Source organism: Bosea sp. F3-2 (assembly GCF_008253865.1).
GTDB lineage: Bacteria > Pseudomonadota > Alphaproteobacteria > Rhizobiales > Beijerinckiaceae > Allobosea.
Genome location: NZ_CP042331.1, coordinates 5,687,246 through 5,702,239, shown reverse-complemented (window position 1 = coordinate 5,702,239; position 14,994 = coordinate 5,687,246). Strand labels below are relative to the sequence as shown.

Below are 14,994 nucleotides of genomic sequence, written 5' to 3'. Positions count from 1 at the left end.
TGGATTTGACGCTGGCGCTTTTGCGCGAATGCAAGGAGTTCGAGGACGCAAACCCTTCGGTTTGCTACGAAGAACGACACAGCAGTCGCGCAAAAGCGCCGCGCCCTGCGGGTGAGGTGAAAACGGCGGAGCTGCAGCGTCGCATCGCTTGCCGATACCGACGTATCGGCGGCGCAATGCTCCTCCCATCTTCGCCGGTTTGACCTCATCAAATCCACCTCCTGGTTCACAGCAGCCTCTAGTACACCAGCTCGTCGTCGGCATTTCCCTTGGACAGGACGATCTCGCCCTTATCCGCCAGGTCCTTTGTCAGTTGGACGAGTTTAGTCTGGGCCTCGTCGACCTCCTTGAGCCGCAGCGGCCCCAGACCTTCCATGTCATCCTGCATGTTCTTGGCGGCGCGCTGCGACATGGCCCCGTAGAAGAAGTCACGCATCGACTGGCTCGCCCCCTTGAGCGCCCGCGCCAGCGTGTCCTTGTCGGCCTGGCGCATCAGCGTCTGCAGCCCGGCGGGATCAAGCTTGGCGAGATCCTCGAAGGTGAACATCAGCGCCCGGATGCGCTCGGCCGATTCCTGGTTGGAAGCATCGAGCGCCGAAAGGAAGCGGATCTCCGTCTGCCGGTCGAAACCGTTGAAGATCTCGGCCATCATCTCATGTGGATCGCGCCGGCGCGTCTGGGTCAGCGTCGAGACGAATTCGGTCCGCAGGGTGTTCTCGATATGATCGAGCGCTTCCTTCTGCACCGATTCGAGCCGCAGCATGCGGCCGACCACCTCGATCGAGAGGTCGTTCGGCAGGTTGCGCAGCACATTCGCTGAGTGGTCGGGCCGGATCTTCGACAGGATCACGGCGATCGTCTGCGGGTATTCGTTCTTGAGGAAATTCGCGAGCACCATCGCGTCGATGTTGCCGAGCTTCTGCCACATGTTGCGGCCAGCCGGTCCACGGATCTCCTCCATGATCAGCGCGACCTGCTCCGTCGGCAGGATCTTTTCGAGCAACGAGATCGTGCGGTCGAAGGAGCCGGTGACGGCTCCCGCGCTGGAGAGCTTTCCGACGAAATCGAGCATCAGCCGCTCGACCTCGTCGGCATCGACCGTGCCGAGCTCAGCCATCGCGCGGGTGATGATGCGGATCTCGTCGTCGTCGAACTCCTGCCAGATGGCCCGGCCGTGGTCCTCACCGAGCACGAGCAGGATCACGGCCGCCCGCTGCGGGCCGGTCATCTCGGCGATCGAGGTCACGCCGAAGCCGCCGCCCTCGATGCCGCCCTGGAGGGCCGTGCTGCGCGTTGCGATGGATCGTGTCTCGGCCATGGTTCAGCAGCCCGTCACGCCGGAACTTTCTCGTGGATCCAGCTACGCAGCACCGCGACCGAGTCGGCCGGGTTCTGCGCGACCAGCGCCCCGATCTTTTCCACCGATTGCGCCTTGAGCTGTCCCTTGACCTGCGCGATCGCGAGCATCCGCTCGGACGGCATCTCGACCTCCGCCTGCAGCACCTCCCCATCGGGGCCGACCGTGGCGACCGCCCGGCCCGGGCTGCCTGCCGGATCGCCCGTCGCCGCATCAGGCCCGGCCAGCGCGCCGCCATTGCGCATGAAGGATGGAATCGTGCGGACATTGCTGTTGTCGGAGGCCAGAACCTGCTTCAGCAGCGGCCGCACCACGGTCATCAGCACGATCAGCGTCAGCAGCGAGATCACGCCGAGCTCGGCGAAGCGGACAAGGTCCTCCCGGGTGAAGGAGGTGAGCTGCTGCATCAGCGTCTGCTCGGTCAGGTCGTTTGGCGGCGGGGGCGCTTCGGCAAAGCGCAGGTTGACGACTTCCACCTTGTCGCCGCGCCCTTGGTCGAAACCGACGGCGGTCCGCACCAGCTCGCCGATGCGCTCGAGCTCGTCGGCGTTACGCGGCTGATAGGAGAGTTCGCCCGCCGAACTACGGCTGTAGTTGCCATCGACGAGAACGGCGACCGACAGCTTCTTGATCCGCCCGCCTTCCAGCACCTCGGTGCGGGTCGTGCGCGAGATCTCGTAATTCGCGACCTCCTCGTTCTTCGAGGAGTTCTCGCGCTGGGCTTGCTGCGTGCCTTGCGTCTGCTGGGCGCCTGGCAGTTCGTTGCCGACCGTGACGGCGCCGTTGCCGCCTTCGCTCGTCGTCGATGCCTCCGTGCGGTTCTGGCTGGAGCGCAGGACACGGCTTTCCGGATCGAAGTTCTCGGAGCGGCTCTCGATGCGGTTGGTGTCGAGCGCCGCCGAAACCTGCACGCGCGCCCGGCCATAGCCGACGACGCTGGCGACGATATCCTCGACCTGCGACTTGATACGCTTCTCGATCGCGGTCTGGCGCTCCTCGATGCCGAGCCCGATCAGGCCCTGATCGCTCTGCGCGCCATCGGCCAGCAGGCGGCCGCGCTCGTCGACGATCGAGACACGTTCAGGCTTCAGCCCGTCGACGGCCGAGGCGACGAGGTGGCGCACGGCGCGCACCTGCGCGGCGTCGAGATCGCCGGCGAGCTTGAGCGCGATCGAGGCACGCGGCGGCTCGCGGTCGCGCTCGAACAGGCGCCGCTCGGGGATGACGAGGTGCACGCGCGCCGCCTGCACCCGGCTGATCGAACGGATCGAGCGGGAGAGTTCGCCTTCGAGCGCGCGCAGATGGTTGATGTTCTGGACGAAGCTGGTCGAGGAGAAGGCGTCGCCCTTGTCGAAGATCTCGTAGCCGACGCCGCCGCCAGCCGGGATGCCCTTGCCGGCGAGGTCGAGGCGCAGCCGCGGCACATCGGCCTTGGGCACCAGCACGGTCTGGCCGTCGCCGCGCAGCTCGTATTTGATGCCGCGCGTGTCGAGATCCTTGAGGATCGCGCTGACATCCTGGCTGGAAAGATCGGTGAACAACACGCTCATCGCCGGCTGGGACATCTTCAGCATCACGAAGCCGAAGAAGCCGACGAGAGCCAGTGTCACCGCCAGCATGGCCGCCAGCCGCGCCGCGCCGAATTTGGCAAACTGCTCGATCAGGCCGTTCACGCCGCCATCCGTCCCACAGAATCGAAGGGACGGCGCATTGGCCCCGACCCACTAGGCAAGTTTTTCCCAGTGCATGGTTAGCGGTCGGTTAATTTTTCGCGGCTCTCCGTTAAACTTTCCGTGCGGACACGCCGCGCAAACGCGAAAGGCGCCGGTCCTGCCCGGACCGACGCCTTTGAAGACAACCGCAATGATCCGCGGCTTACTGGCGGTAGTGCTGGATCCGGGTCGTCCGCAGCCCGGCGAGGCCGTGCTGATCGATCGACATCTGCCAGCTCAGGAACTCATCAACCGTCAGCGTGTAGCGCTGGCAGGCTTCCTCCAGGCTGAGCAGGCCGCCGCGCACTGCGGCCACCACCTCTGCCTTCCGCCGGATGACCCAGCGCCTTGTATTCATCGGCGGGAGGTCCGCAATCGTCAGCGGACTTCCGTCCGGTCCGATCACGTACTTCACCCGCGGTCGCAATGGCTCGGTCATGGTACACTCACACAACTCAACAGAGCTACTGAGGGCAGCATAGGTGGCCGGCTTTAAAAATTGGCTAAAACGATCGTGTCGTATCTCCACGATTGATTCGCCCCGGCTCATTCGCTGCGCACCACGCTCTTCACCTTGTCGATCGGCACGCTGATCGAACCGATCTTCAGCATGGGGATCGAGGAGGTGAAGTCGACGCCGTCGACGATGCCGCCGATCTGCGTCTTGGCCGTGACGGGCTCGCCCGCCACGTTCTTCGCATCGATCGTGATGGTGTACTCGCCATCCGGCGCCTTGGAGCCGATCGAGGTCGTGCCGTCCCAGCTATAGGTCTGGTCGCCAGCGACCAGCGTCTTGGTGGCGGTCTGGACGACGTTGCCCTTCGAATCCTTGATCGTAATGTTGGCCGTTCCGGCCGAAGCCATGTTGACCTTCCACTCGGCCTTGCCGTCGATCAGCCGCGTCGTGGCGCCATCGGCGGTGATCTTGGCGCCGATGAAGCCGACGGCGTTGGTCGCCGTGCCGGCCGCGTTCAGGCTCAGCAGCGAGCTCAGCGTCTCATTGGTCTTGAGCTGCTGCTCGACACCAGCGAACTGCACGAGCTGCGCCGTGAACTGGTTGGTATCGAGCGGATCGAGCGGCGACTGGTTCTTGAGCTGCGTCGTCAGCAGCAGCAGGAACTGGTCGAAGTTGTTTGCGATCCCGGTGGTACCGCCGGTGACCGTGCTGTTGTTGTTGGTCGACGTGCCGGACGTGCCGCTTGTCCCGGAAACAGCCATGGCGCTTGTCCTTGCTCAGATGCTGAGATCGACGCCGCCGAGCCGCACGAGACGGCGCTGCGGGGCGGGATCGGTGGAAAGGGCAGCCTCGTCCGCCCGCTCCGCGCCTTGCGGCACGCGCGGACGCTGCGGCGCCTCGTCATGCTGGCGGTTCTGACGGAAGGCCGATTGATCGGAGGGGTCGCGCAGGCTGATATCGACTCCGCCATCCGACGGTTTCAGACCCGCCTGCTCGAAGGCGCGCTCCAGCGTGCGGGCGTCGCGCTGCAGGAGGTGCAGGGTTTCGACCCGGTCGACGACCAGCCTGGCGCTGACCTCACCTTTGTCGGAAATCGACAGATTGACATCGACCCGTCCGAGCTCGTCCGGATCGAGACGGATATCGAACTGCTTCGAACCCGACATCGCGCGCAGGCCAATCTCGATCGGCACCATATGGACCGGCGTCTGCTGGCCGCTCGCAACGCCTTGCCCTTGAGCCGGCGCGGCTCCGTTCGCCGCCAGGTTCGGATCGAACGGCTGGGCAAGGCGGTCATGAGCGGGCGTGCCGGACGTCTGCTGCAGCATGGTCGAGAGATCGAGCGGGCCGAGCGCCTGCTGCAGGCCGTCGAGAAGCTTTGGATCGGCCGCGGCCGGCGCACCATCGACCTTCGTGGCTGTGCCAACGACGGCCTTCTCCTCCGCTCCCTTGATCTCGGCCACGTGACCTGCCGTCAGCGATGTCTTGCCGTCGACGGGTGCGGTATCTCCAGCAGCGACCGTTTCGGTGGCCTTCGCCGAACTCGCGTCAGCCTTGGCGAAGCCGGGAAGCGGAAGCGGTATCGCTTGCGGCTTTGCTCCGTCACCCACGGCGATCGCGGATGCATTCGCAGACTGCGACACATCCCCACCGGCAGCAGAGGCCGGAACCGACAATGGAACCGCCATCATCGCGACGGGATGAGGCGGCTGGGCGACAGCCTTGACCTGGTCCGCGCCCGATAGCTGGCTCGCCGCATCGGTTGCGTCATCATCCGTCTTGGCTTCGGTCGGCTTCGGCTCGCCTTCAGTGGATTTCGCCTGGCCGTCCGCCTTCGGCTTTCCCTCGCCGCTCTGAACCGCGGCGGCCTCAGCCTGCGCAGCCGCCATCGCGATCAGGAAATCGATCCCGCTGGCAGGAGCAGGAGCTTCGGTCTGTTGCGGCTTGGACGGCTTGGCGACGACATCGCCCGGCTTCACGACAAGCTCGCCCTTTCCGTTCGCCGCCGCCGAAATCTTCTCAGCTTGGGAGCCCGTAGCCGCGGCAACCGCCTCCTCGACCGCACCAGTCTTGTCGGTTGCCTTGGTGCTGGTGCTCTTCGCCGCCCCGGCGTCGCTCTCCTCCTGCAACCCGGGCAGGGAAAAGGCCTCTCCCTCCCCGCCCTCGGCGCGACGGCGCGAAGCGGGAGCGTCCGAAGCGCGCTGATTGGTGAAGACGGGCTGGATCGACATGAATGGTTCCGCGATGCGGGCAACAACGCACCCGCCCGCCACCAGCAAGTTGCACGCCAGAGCAGAGCTGTTCGGAATCAAGGTCTTAGCGCAAGGATACCAGCCTCTTGCGGCAAGAAACGCCGGTGCAGAGGCCGCAAGGCGGCAGGATTTGCCGATCCTGCTGGCAGCATCCGGCCAAAGCCGGTATAGAGCCGGCAGACGCGCAAAGATCGCAGTTTCGAGCCACGGACGCCTCCGCAGACAATGACCACGCCCCGCAACTCCCTCGACATCGCCAAGCCGCCTGCGGCGACGCGCGTCGTCGCGGCGATGTCGGGCGGCGTCGATTCCTCGGTGGTCGCCGCCCTGCTCAAGCGCGAGGGCTATGACGTGATTGGCGTCACGCTTCAGCTCTACGACCACGGCGCCGCCGTCCATCGCGCCGGGGCCTGCTGCGCCGGGCAGGACATCCATGACGCTCGCCGCGTCGCCGAGGCGATCGGCATCCCGCATTACGTGCTCGACTATGAGAGCCGCTTCCGCGATGCCGTCATCGAGCGCTTCGCCGAGAGCTATCTCGCCGGCGAGACGCCGATCCCCTGTGTCGAGTGCAACCGCACCGTCAAGTTCCGCGACCTGCTCGACCTCGCCAAGGAGCTCGGCGCCGATGCGCTGGCGACGGGGCACTATGTCGTCAGTCGCGACCTCGGCAACGGCCATCGCGGCCTGTTTCGCGCCGCTGACGCCAGCAGGGACCAGAGCTATTTCCTCTATGCCACGACGCAGGAGCAGCTCGATCTGCTGCGCTTCCCGCTCGGCCATATCGACAAGACCCAGACCCGCGCGCTCGCGGCCGAGCTCGGCCTCGCCATCGCCGACAAGCCGGACAGCCAGGACATCTGCTTCGTGCCGAACGGCCGCTATGCCGATGTCATCGAGCGGCTGAAGCCCGGCGCCGCCCGGCCCGGCGACATCGTCCATCTCGACGGGCGCGTGCTCGGCCACCATGAGGGCGTGCTTCATTACACTGTCGGGCAGCGCAAGGGGCTCGGCATCAGCGCGGCCGAGCCGCTCTATGTGCTGCGCCTCGACGCCGATGCTGCGCGCGTCATCGTTGGCCCGCGCGAGGCGCTGAGCGTGCGCGAAATCCGGCTGCGCGATCTCAACTGGCTCGGCGAAACCGCGCTCGACGCTCTGCCGCCGGAGGGCCTCGATGTCGCGGTGCGCGTCCGCTCGACCCGCGCGCCGCGCGCGGCCCGCCTGTTCCGCGACGCGGAGGGCCTGCGCATCGAACTCGCCGGCGATGAGGAAGGCGTGTCGCCCGGCCAGGCCTGCGTGATCTACGCCGATGCCGGCCCCGGCTCGCGCGTGCTCGGCGGCGGCACCATCCTGCGCCGGCCGCTCGCCATGCCGGCCACCGCCGTGCCCGCGGCGCTCGCCCTGTCCTGACAGGCCCCGCTTCTCTGCTCGGATTCCAGCCATGCCGGTGACCTACGACCTCGACGGCCAGAAGCGCGTCTATGCGACCTGGGCCAAGTTCTACGACCGGATCTATCAGCGCATGCTGGCGCGCCCTCAGCGCGAGGCGGTCGCCGCGGCCTGCGCCTGCGGGCCGGACATCCTGGAAATCGGTGTCGGCACCGGCCTCACCCTGTCTTATTTCACGCCGGAATCGCGCGTCCTCGGCGCGGACCTCTCGCTCGACATGCTCAAGGTGGCGCATCGCAAGGTCGCCAGACAGAATCTGCGGCATGTGCGCGGGCTGATGGTGATGGATGCCTGCCGGCTAGGCTTCGGCGACGAGTGCTTCGACGCCGTGACCGCGCAGTTCGTCATCACCCTCGTGCCCGATCCCGAGCAGGCGCTGGCCGAGATGGACCGTGTCCTGAAGCCGGGTGGCGAGATCATCATCTCGAGCCGCCTCGTCGATGACGGCGGGCTTCTCGCCCCGTTCTGGAGCGCCGTCGCTCCGCTGTCGAAGGCGATCGGCTGGAGTTCCGACTTCAAGGTCAGCCGTCTGACGGACTGGGCGAAGGCGACGGGCCGCTACGAAGCCGTCCATGTCGGACGGGGCTATTTCAAGGTCGTCCGGCTGCGCAAGCTCTCCTCTGCTGATAACTCGCGATCCAAGGCTTGACGCACCCCTATCGCGGCGCATATATCGCGCCTCGACGACGGGCCGGCCCAGCCGGCTACGAGGTCTGTGGCGGGGTAGCTCAGCTGGTTAGAGCAGCGGAATCATAATCCGCGTGTCGGGGGTTCAAGTCCCTCTCCCGCTACCACAACTTTTCAAAGCAAAATCAATTACCTAGGCGAAGTTGCACCTGAGAACAGAGCGTGATTTCGTGTTGCGACCGCACGCAACACGCTTCGTTAGATTTCAATGCTTTACAAAGGTAGTGCGGCGGCTCCATACAGCATCGCCGCAACACGACTCGGCTATTTGGGGCCGAGCAATCGCACGCCTGCGCCGGGGCCTGTCCAGGGCTTGATGCTAGGCGCCTCAGACTTTCGTGGCGCCGCCGGAGATAAGTTCTGTCGGCTCGTCCGCCTTCGCGCCGCGGGATTTGCGTGATTGAGATCGAACCAGCCGATCGCCGGTGAGGCTACGCGCACAATCGCACTGACGGCGCGATCACGGGGACGATGTGCCGACCATCATCGAATGCGACACGCACGTCGAATTCGCCCGCCGAGCAGGCAATTCTCTTCGGCACCGTCAGCACGAAGCCGAAACGGGAGCCGCCTAGATCGGGGCGCGACCAGGAACGTGCCTTGTCTGCCCGCATCCGCCGCAATCGCTCCATGACGACGATGCTTCCGTCACGGACGACGGCGGCGTGCGCCAGGAGCTTCGGCTTGTCGAGGTCAACGGCATATCCGCGTATGATCAGTGTGCCGTCTGGCAGCCGGTCGACGGAGTCGACTTCCGCGCGAATCGTCGCCGAAGAGGCTGGCTTGCCGCGGGTGATGATCGCCATCGCATGAGCGTATGCCTCCCGCTTTTCGCGGGCGTGGAAATCGGCATAGGCGGCGATGCCGACGAAGATCGCGATGAAGCTCAGCGCGAGCGCGCGAAGGCGGGACACCGGGGCTGCAGCGATCCTGGTCTTGAACCAGCGGTGCATACAGAGATCCGCCGGCGCGAGCGCCAGCGAGAATGCAATGGAAGCCCCTATTCCGCCGAGCCAAAGCGCGAGGCTAGGCGCGAAAGCCGGCGCGAAGCTGCCGAAGAGGGTCATCAGCGGCATATGGCAGAGGTACAGCATGTAGCTCGCGTCACCCAGGCGCTCACCGATCATGCCGAATGCGGTTTCGGGTGTTGGCTTCGGAGTACGGACGGCTGCCGCGACGATGAGGATCGCTGGGATGACCGACTTCATTCGCGGATCGCCCGGGATGAGGTAGGCGGCTGCTGCGGTCGCGGGTATTGCGACAAGCCAGAGGCCCGGAGGCAACCAGCGGCGCCGGGCGAGAACTGGGAGCAAGAAGCCGACCAAGAATGGCAGATTGATCGCCTGCAGCGGCAGTTCGCTGAGGAGCGGGAGAGTTTCGTCGCGCACAAGACCGTCTTTCGCGAGCACGACGAGAATGAGGGCGATCCAGCACGCCGCTAGCCAGGATGCGAACCGGCGTAGGCCGGCAAAGCCCAGCAGAGCGAGAATGACGTAATAGCTCATCTCGTAGACGAGCGTCCATTCGACGGCGAGGAAGTAGTCACGCGATCCGGCTGGCGCGAGCAGGAGGCCGATGGGATCGATGCTGCGCAGGAATCCGGCCGCGAAGAACGCGACCCAGAAGATCACCACTGCGAGCAGCATCGGCGGGTAGATCCTGACCAGGCGGCTCACCATGAAACGGGCAGGATCGTCGCGCTGGATGAGTTCTCCCATTAAGTAGCCTGAGAGGGCGAAGAACACCGCTACGCCATAGGCGCCCCAGAACCCGCCGAAGACCGTCAGAAAGCTAGCGTTGCCGTTGATGCGCTCGACGACGACGGAGGCATGGTAAAGCAGGACGGAAAGTGCGGCGGCAGCGCGCAGGTACTGCAGCCTGACATTTCGAAACGTCAGAAAACCGTCCTTCGTCAGCGACTCGACAAAGCGGTCGGATAGGATCGGCTGACTCGATGCTGGGAGCAGCGATCTCGGGGTATGGCGCATTTGTGGTCACTTGCTGGCGTGTTCGAGGCAAACACGCGCATTAGTCCATAGATTGGCGATCTTCTAAAGTATGCGCAGAAGGGCGAGTGCCCTGCACGAATTGCAGCGCGCCGAGATCGATCGGTGTACGGCGCTGAAGACGGAGGGCTGAGGTCAGCTCTCGACCATCCCTGTACGTTGGCGACGTCTGCTATCCGGCAGGCTGATGGGGGCAGACACAAATTTGGCGGCTGATGGCCAGAGCAGCCGACCAACTAGTTACATGATTCTTCATGACGCCGCCGTGAAGCCTGTCCATGTACTCCCCCGATGCCCTGCGCACATCCGTTTCATCCGATCTGACTCAGGGTCCCCAAACTCACGGCATCAACAGTAGTAACTCCCTCTGTCGCGCCGATCGACAGTTATGCGCATCAGAACACAGCGAGAGGCACAATGATGACCAACGCAACCATTTCGATGAGCGGTCAAGCTGTTACGACTTCCACGTCGTTGAGCTGGCAGTTTATCCGGTGGGGTCTTGGGTTATTCATCACGGGATTTCTGACCGGCTTCATCCCTATCGACCCGGACTAATGTCCCTCTGTCGCGGCAAGTTCCGTGCCGGTTCATGCTCGACCGCCATAGGCGCCGGGAGGCGCCATCGTCGAACACGGTCGGCCTGGCGGCGGCGGCCCGGAGCGCAATGGAGGCGCGCCGACCCCGTGCCGGATCTGCCCGAGCTGTGTGATGGACCACTGTTCGAATGCAACGCCCACCAATTGCGGAAAGGCCCGACGTTCTCCCCCGCAAGCCATGAACCGACCACAGCGGCCCATGATCAACGCTTGGGGCGTCTGCTTTGCAAGGCGTGGCGCGCTCAGTGCCCGCTGAAGACCAGAGTCTGGATCGGCAGCACCAGCGCCTGAATGCGCAGCAGCAGGGCATGCACCAAGCCTACTGCGTCGACGGCGTGGAGAACGATCTTTCGTCCGGTCGAGAGCTTGCCCGATTCGATCAGCTCGTGATGGCTCGAATAGGCGTTGGCGATGCAGCTGCTGCCCGGCGTCACGCCATCAAGCCCATCGGGATAGAGAGGCTCGAGAAAGGTCAGCAGCGTCCCCGGCTTGGAGACCTGCTGCACGTCGAGCAATTGCTCGCCACCCCGGACCTGACCGGCGGCGATGAAATCCTGAACGCCCGTCACCACCATGGGAATGACCACCCATGGCTTCGACAGGCAAGTCACCTCGGCAACCATGCCGACCTTCATCACCTGCCCCTCGATCTGCGAGAAGCCCGCCTGAAGAACATTCCGTCCCGCCTCCTCCGGAATGAGGACGCCTGCCGGGCGCATGAACGGGTTGACGATGTCGCCGACGCGCAGTGTGAATTGCTCGACACGTCCACTCACACCCGCCCTCACGACAGTCTTGTCGAGATCGGTCTGCGCCTGGGCGAGCGCGGCCTCCGCGCTCGCCCTTTCAGCCGGCAGCAAGGTCGAGATGCGTGTCTCCGCCGCGGATTTCCCGGCAACGACAGCCGCAAGAGCCGCTTCGCGCCCGGCGGTCAGATTCTCGAGCCGCTCGATTTCACGCCGGGCGACGATATCGTCGTTCCGCCGCCGCAACTCCTGCTTCGTCTCCAATTCGTCGAGAGCCTGCTGGTGAGCGCTCTTGGCTTCCAGGATCCGGCTTTCATCGGCCACGATTTCCGCCCGCGCCACGACGATCGAGGCTTCGACCTCCGCGATCTTGCGCCGCGCCGCCTCGACGGCCGCCTCCTGCTTGCTGCTGTCCAGGCGGAAGATGGGATCACCCTTCGCAACGGTGCCGCTGACCCCCAGATGGACCTGCGCGACACGCCCGTTCACCTCCGGAACGATCGGAACAGTGCGGAACATGACAGCCGCGTTCGTCGTCGACGGGTGATTGTAGAAGATCACCGTGATCAGGCCGACCGTCAGCATGAGGCAGGAGATGATGCCCCATCTCAGCTCGAACCACACCGAATAGAAGGTGATTTCCTTGCCGAGGCGCTTTCCCTGCCGGTACCGCCGGTAGAGATAGTCCGGCAGGAGCGTCAGCAGGGAGCAGACGAGAAGCTCAAGCATGCTCGCTCTCCGTCCGATGGGGCGTGGTTGGATCGCCTGCGGCGGCTGCGGTCGCCGGCTCCGCTGTCGCCGCATCGTCAGCGGTAGCCGGCTGCCTCGGCGCCATCCCGGCAATGCGTTCGAGCGCATGCGCCATTCTGCCGAACAGCCCCGAGAAATCGGGAATATCGATCAAAGCCAGCAACAGCCCGGCGACCCAGAACAGATGCACATGGGTGAACAGCGCAAGTAACCCAAGTACCGCAACGATCTCGAACTGGAGCTTCTGGGATTTATGCGCCATGCGCTCCGGCAGGGTGTGCAGTCGAAGGAAGATCAGGCCGATGCCCAGTACGGCCAGAAGCAGGATCACGGCCGAGACGACCATGAGCACGTCCGTCTCGCCCGGCGCAGTAATGAAAGCTGGCAGATGATGCGGCGCGAGCGGATGAAGGTCGGCTGCCATAAACGCACTCCGGTCTCGAATCAGCCGATCCAATTCCGTGCGAAATCGACTTCCTCATAGTCATCAGGCTTCTGCCGTTTGGGCAACTTAATCTTCTCCCGTGACGGCGCCTTGTAGGGGACGGAGCTGAGAATGTGGGAGATGACGTTGAGCCGTGCCTGGCGCTTGTCGTCGGAGCGAACCGCGTACCACGGCGCCCAGACCGTATCGCTGGCGCGAAACATCTCGTCGCGGGCGCGCGAATAATCGTACCAGCGCGCGTATGATTTCAGATCCATGGGAGACAGCTTCCAGATCTTCCGCGGATCGGTGATGCGCTCCTGCATCCGGCGCGTCTGTTCTTCCTGGCCGACTTCCAGCCAGTATTTCAGCAGGATGGTGCCGGAATCGACGATCGCCTTCTCGACGCCGGAGACGACCTGCAGAAAGCCTTTCGCCTGCTCCTCGGTGCAGAAGCCCATGACCCGCTCGACGCCCGCCCGATTGTACCAGCTGCGATCGAAGATCACGATCTCGCCCGCCGCCGGCAGATGCGGCAGATAGCGCTGCACATACATTTGCGATTTCTCTCGCTCCGTCGGCGGCGGCAATGCCACCACCCGGAAGACGCGGGGGCTGACACGCTCCGTGATCGCCTTGATGACACCGCCCTTGCCGGCCCCGTCGCGCCCTTCGAAGACGATGCAGACCTTTCCGCCCGCATGCTTCGCCCACTCCTGGAGATTGACCAGCTCCGCGTGAAGATCACGCAGCTTCCGCTCATAGGGCTTTCGTTTCAGAGGCTCGCTGCCATTGGCTTTCATCGCCGGCTCCCTCTCCGCTAGGTCTTTGTTTGATCGCATTTTCTTCACGCGAACCGGTCTCCACTTCGCTCGAAAATGCTCTCGATCGCCGTGCGTCCTTACGGACGCAAAGTGGCGATCTATCCCTTTGTTTAAGCATCGGATTTCGCCGAAAAGTGGATTCCACTTTTCGGTTCGATGCTCTAGGACCAGCTCAAGAAGAACGCGACATCTCCGGGCAGCCCGCCCGGCCAGTCGATGATCATGGCGCGAAGCTTGTACTTCGCAGGCTGCAGATGTTCCTTCCAGAATTCATAGGCTTGCCGCGGCCGGCCGGTGAGCGTGCTCGGCCAATCCGGCTCGGCGTTGTTGATGGCGCGCCCCCGATCCGTGCAGAGCGCACTCGGGAAGCGCATGACCAGGACCTCCGTCTCACCCCGGCTGGCCGCCGCGCGGGTCTTTGTCGCGAGGCTTTGCTTGATTTCCTCGATCTTTTCCGGCGTGACGGCAATTTCCTCGCGCAGCGTCGCGACGAGCTTGCGCTGCGCCTCCTCGGCCTTGTTCATGGCGCCCCCCAGCTTGGACGCCCGAGCCATTTCGAGGTCGGTCATGTAGGACCGCAGATCATCGGCCGACATGAAACTCTCGTCGGCGAGCGTTGCGGCGTGGGGGGTTTGACCAGCGGGCGACATCGTTGCATCTCCTTCATCGATCGCAACCAGCGTTCTTGACGCAGCGTTGAGCCGGCGAATTCAGTATTTCTGGATGTAGACGGCCTCGGCGAACGACAGCTCGATCATGTCACCGCGCCGCATGCGCCTGAGATCGTCCTTGATCATGGGATCGGCCACGGTGAGGCTGCGCGGTCCGGCTGGTCCGACGAAGTCCACGACACCCGTAGCCGGGTCGAACCTCTCGAAGCGCGCAGTCAGCGTCAGCGACCGGGTCACGAACTTGTCGGGCAGATTGCTGAAGGACGGCGCACCGACGGTATCGGTGTAGACGATCCCCGGCCGGGCTCCCTTCCTTGCGCGCCGGGCGCCGAGGATCACCCCTTCGGCGCGCTGGATGTCCAGTCTGTCGCCGACGCGAATGCCCTGCAGGTCGCCAAACACCTCCGGAACCGCGACGTCCCACACGAAGCGTCCTTGCCGCACGGCGACGATGCGCGCGCCAGGGTCGACTCCCGCGACTTCGACATTGATCCGCTCGACCTCCACGGGTCCGACACCGGCCACCACGATGGTCCGGCTGGTGATCGTGGGCGCGCAGGCGGCGACGCCCAAGGCCAACGAGATCGCCAGAGCCCAGCTTACATGCTTCGACATCGTCACTCTCCACCCTGAGTTGAAGCCACCGCTCGTTACTCTTTGATGCCCCCTTGGGACCGGGCCTGCCATTCCCGTATCGACTGCCGAAGCTCGGACTCGAGACCATCGATCAGATGCCGATACTCGACGCATCGCGCAGCCGTCCCGGGAGCCTCTGAAGCCTCCCAACGTCGAAGAGCTCGTTCTGCGTCGCCCAGGTCCACGCATAACGACCGAAAATTCTCGCTGCTCAGCACCAGTTCCTCGATCGCCTTCCTGTGCTTCGGCAGCAGCCGAATGGCAGCCAGAACGCCCGGATCCATTGGAACGAGCCCCCCTGCGAAACGCGAACAATTATCTGGCCGCGCAGCGCGTTTGGGAGTAAATAACGGGAGCTTACGCGAAGGTCGCGACCTAGATTTCAAGTTTTCACGTGGATTTTTGGCTTGGGGTAGCCAATTCC

Annotated in this window: 13 protein-coding genes and 1 tRNA gene; 3 read left to right on the top strand and 11 right to left on the bottom strand. The window is 64.3% G+C overall.

The genetic code is table 11. From position 1 onward, the window contains the following. Positions 1–238: 238 nt before the first annotated feature. The 5 genes from fliG to FQV39_RS26435 all read right to left on the bottom strand — a co-directional run bounded on the left by fliG (position 239) and on the right by FQV39_RS26435 (position 5,757). Positions 239–1,228 (bottom strand): flagellar motor switch protein FliG, encoded by a 990-nt coding sequence (gene fliG, locus FQV39_RS26455; protein ID WP_248313464.1) that lies wholly within the window; start codon positions 1,226–1,228, stop codon positions 239–241. Positions 1,229–1,332: 104 nt separating this feature from the next. Continuing rightward, complete coding sequence (gene fliF / locus FQV39_RS26450; protein WP_149133004.1) at positions 1,333–3,030, bottom strand: flagellar basal-body MS-ring/collar protein FliF; 1,698 nt, start codon at positions 3,028–3,030, stop codon at positions 1,333–1,335. A 202-nt stretch (positions 3,031–3,232) separates the two neighbouring features. After that, the gene (gene sciP / locus FQV39_RS26445; protein ID WP_038359348.1) at positions 3,233–3,508 is read right to left on the bottom strand and encodes a CtrA inhibitor SciP; all 276 of its coding nucleotides are present in this window, start codon (positions 3,506–3,508) and stop codon (positions 3,233–3,235) included. A gap of 107 nt (positions 3,509–3,615) precedes the next feature. Continuing rightward, positions 3,616–4,287, bottom strand: a complete 672-nt coding sequence (locus tag FQV39_RS26440) for a flagellar hook assembly protein FlgD (protein WP_149133003.1) — start codon at positions 4,285–4,287, stop codon at positions 3,616–3,618. Between the two features lie 15 nt (positions 4,288–4,302). Continuing rightward, the gene (locus FQV39_RS26435; RefSeq protein ID WP_149133002.1) at positions 4,303–5,757 is read right to left on the bottom strand and encodes a flagellar hook-length control protein FliK; all 1,455 of its coding nucleotides are present in this window, start codon (positions 5,755–5,757) and stop codon (positions 4,303–4,305) included. 246 nt (positions 5,758–6,003) lie between these two features. Between FQV39_RS26435 and mnmA the strand changes: the two genes are divergently transcribed. From mnmA to FQV39_RS26420, 3 genes are all read left to right on the top strand, one after another. Continuing rightward, a complete protein-coding gene (gene mnmA / locus FQV39_RS26430) occupies positions 6,004–7,188 on the top strand; it encodes a tRNA 2-thiouridine(34) synthase MnmA (RefSeq protein ID WP_149133001.1) in 1,185 nt (394 codons plus the stop codon). Positions 7,189–7,219: 31 nt separating this feature from the next. Next, on the top strand, positions 7,220–7,876 hold the full coding sequence (locus tag FQV39_RS26425) for a class I SAM-dependent methyltransferase (protein ID WP_149133000.1): 657 nt from the start codon (positions 7,220–7,222) through the stop codon (positions 7,874–7,876). Between the two features lie 68 nt (positions 7,877–7,944). After that, positions 7,945–8,021, top strand: a tRNA-Met gene (locus tag FQV39_RS26420). A 324-nt stretch (positions 8,022–8,345) separates the two neighbouring features. Here the strand turns inward: FQV39_RS26420 and FQV39_RS26415 are convergent. The 6 genes from FQV39_RS26415 to FQV39_RS26390 form a co-directional block, all read right to left on the bottom strand. Beyond that, positions 8,346–9,902, bottom strand: coding sequence for an acyltransferase family protein (locus FQV39_RS26415; protein ID WP_149132999.1), 1,557 nt, complete (start codon positions 9,900–9,902; stop codon positions 8,346–8,348). A gap of 859 nt (positions 9,903–10,761) precedes the next feature. Beyond that, positions 10,762–11,994, bottom strand: coding sequence for an HlyD family secretion protein (locus FQV39_RS26410; RefSeq protein ID WP_149132998.1), 1,233 nt, complete (start codon positions 11,992–11,994; stop codon positions 10,762–10,764). Next, a complete protein-coding gene (locus FQV39_RS26405; RefSeq protein ID WP_248313150.1) occupies positions 11,987–12,439 on the bottom strand; it encodes a hypothetical protein in 453 nt (150 codons plus the stop codon). The genes FQV39_RS26410 and FQV39_RS26405 overlap by 8 nt, the downstream gene beginning before the upstream one ends. Before the next feature lie 20 nt (positions 12,440–12,459). Continuing rightward, positions 12,460–13,242, bottom strand: a complete 783-nt coding sequence (gene ppk2 / locus FQV39_RS26400; protein ID WP_149132997.1) for a polyphosphate kinase 2 — start codon at positions 13,240–13,242, stop codon at positions 12,460–12,462. Between the two features lie 182 nt (positions 13,243–13,424). Next, the gene (locus tag FQV39_RS26395) at positions 13,425–13,913 is read right to left on the bottom strand and encodes a hypothetical protein (RefSeq protein WP_149132996.1); all 489 of its coding nucleotides are present in this window, start codon (positions 13,911–13,913) and stop codon (positions 13,425–13,427) included. Positions 13,914–13,973: 60 nt separating this feature from the next. After that, positions 13,974–14,555, bottom strand: a complete 582-nt coding sequence (locus tag FQV39_RS26390; protein WP_149132995.1) for a hypothetical protein — start codon at positions 14,553–14,555, stop codon at positions 13,974–13,976. Positions 14,556–14,994 lie beyond the last annotated feature (439 nt).

Excerpts from the sequence above, each read along its gene's own strand:
- fliG (WP_248313464.1), bottom strand. The coding sequence starts at position 1,228 with ATGACCGGCCCGCAGCGGGCGGCCGTGATCCTGCTCGTGCTCGGTGAG.
- sciP (WP_038359348.1), bottom strand. The coding sequence starts at position 3,508 with ATGACCGAGCCATTGCGACCGCGGGTGAAGTACGTGATCGGACCGGAC.
- FQV39_RS26440 (WP_149133003.1), bottom strand. The coding sequence starts at position 4,287 with ATGGCTGTTTCCGGGACAAGCGGCACGTCCGGCACGTCGACCAACAAC.
- FQV39_RS26435 (WP_149133002.1), bottom strand. The coding sequence starts at position 5,757 with ATGTCGATCCAGCCCGTCTTCACCAATCAGCGCGCTTCGGACGCTCCC.
- mnmA (WP_149133001.1), top strand. The coding sequence starts at position 6,004 with ATGACCACGCCCCGCAACTCCCTCGACATCGCCAAGCCGCCTGCGGCG.
- FQV39_RS26425 (WP_149133000.1), top strand. The coding sequence starts at position 7,220 with ATGCCGGTGACCTACGACCTCGACGGCCAGAAGCGCGTCTATGCGACC.
- FQV39_RS26415 (WP_149132999.1), bottom strand. The coding sequence starts at position 9,902 with ATGCGCCATACCCCGAGATCGCTGCTCCCAGCATCGAGTCAGCCGATC.
- FQV39_RS26410 (WP_149132998.1), bottom strand. The coding sequence starts at position 11,994 with ATGCTTGAGCTTCTCGTCTGCTCCCTGCTGACGCTCCTGCCGGACTAT.
- FQV39_RS26405 (WP_248313150.1), bottom strand. The coding sequence starts at position 12,439 with ATGGCAGCCGACCTTCATCCGCTCGCGCCGCATCATCTGCCAGCTTTC.
- ppk2 (WP_149132997.1), bottom strand. The coding sequence starts at position 13,242 with ATGAAAGCCAATGGCAGCGAGCCTCTGAAACGAAAGCCCTATGAGCGG.
- FQV39_RS26395 (WP_149132996.1), bottom strand. The coding sequence starts at position 13,913 with ATGTCGCCCGCTGGTCAAACCCCCCACGCCGCAACGCTCGCCGACGAG.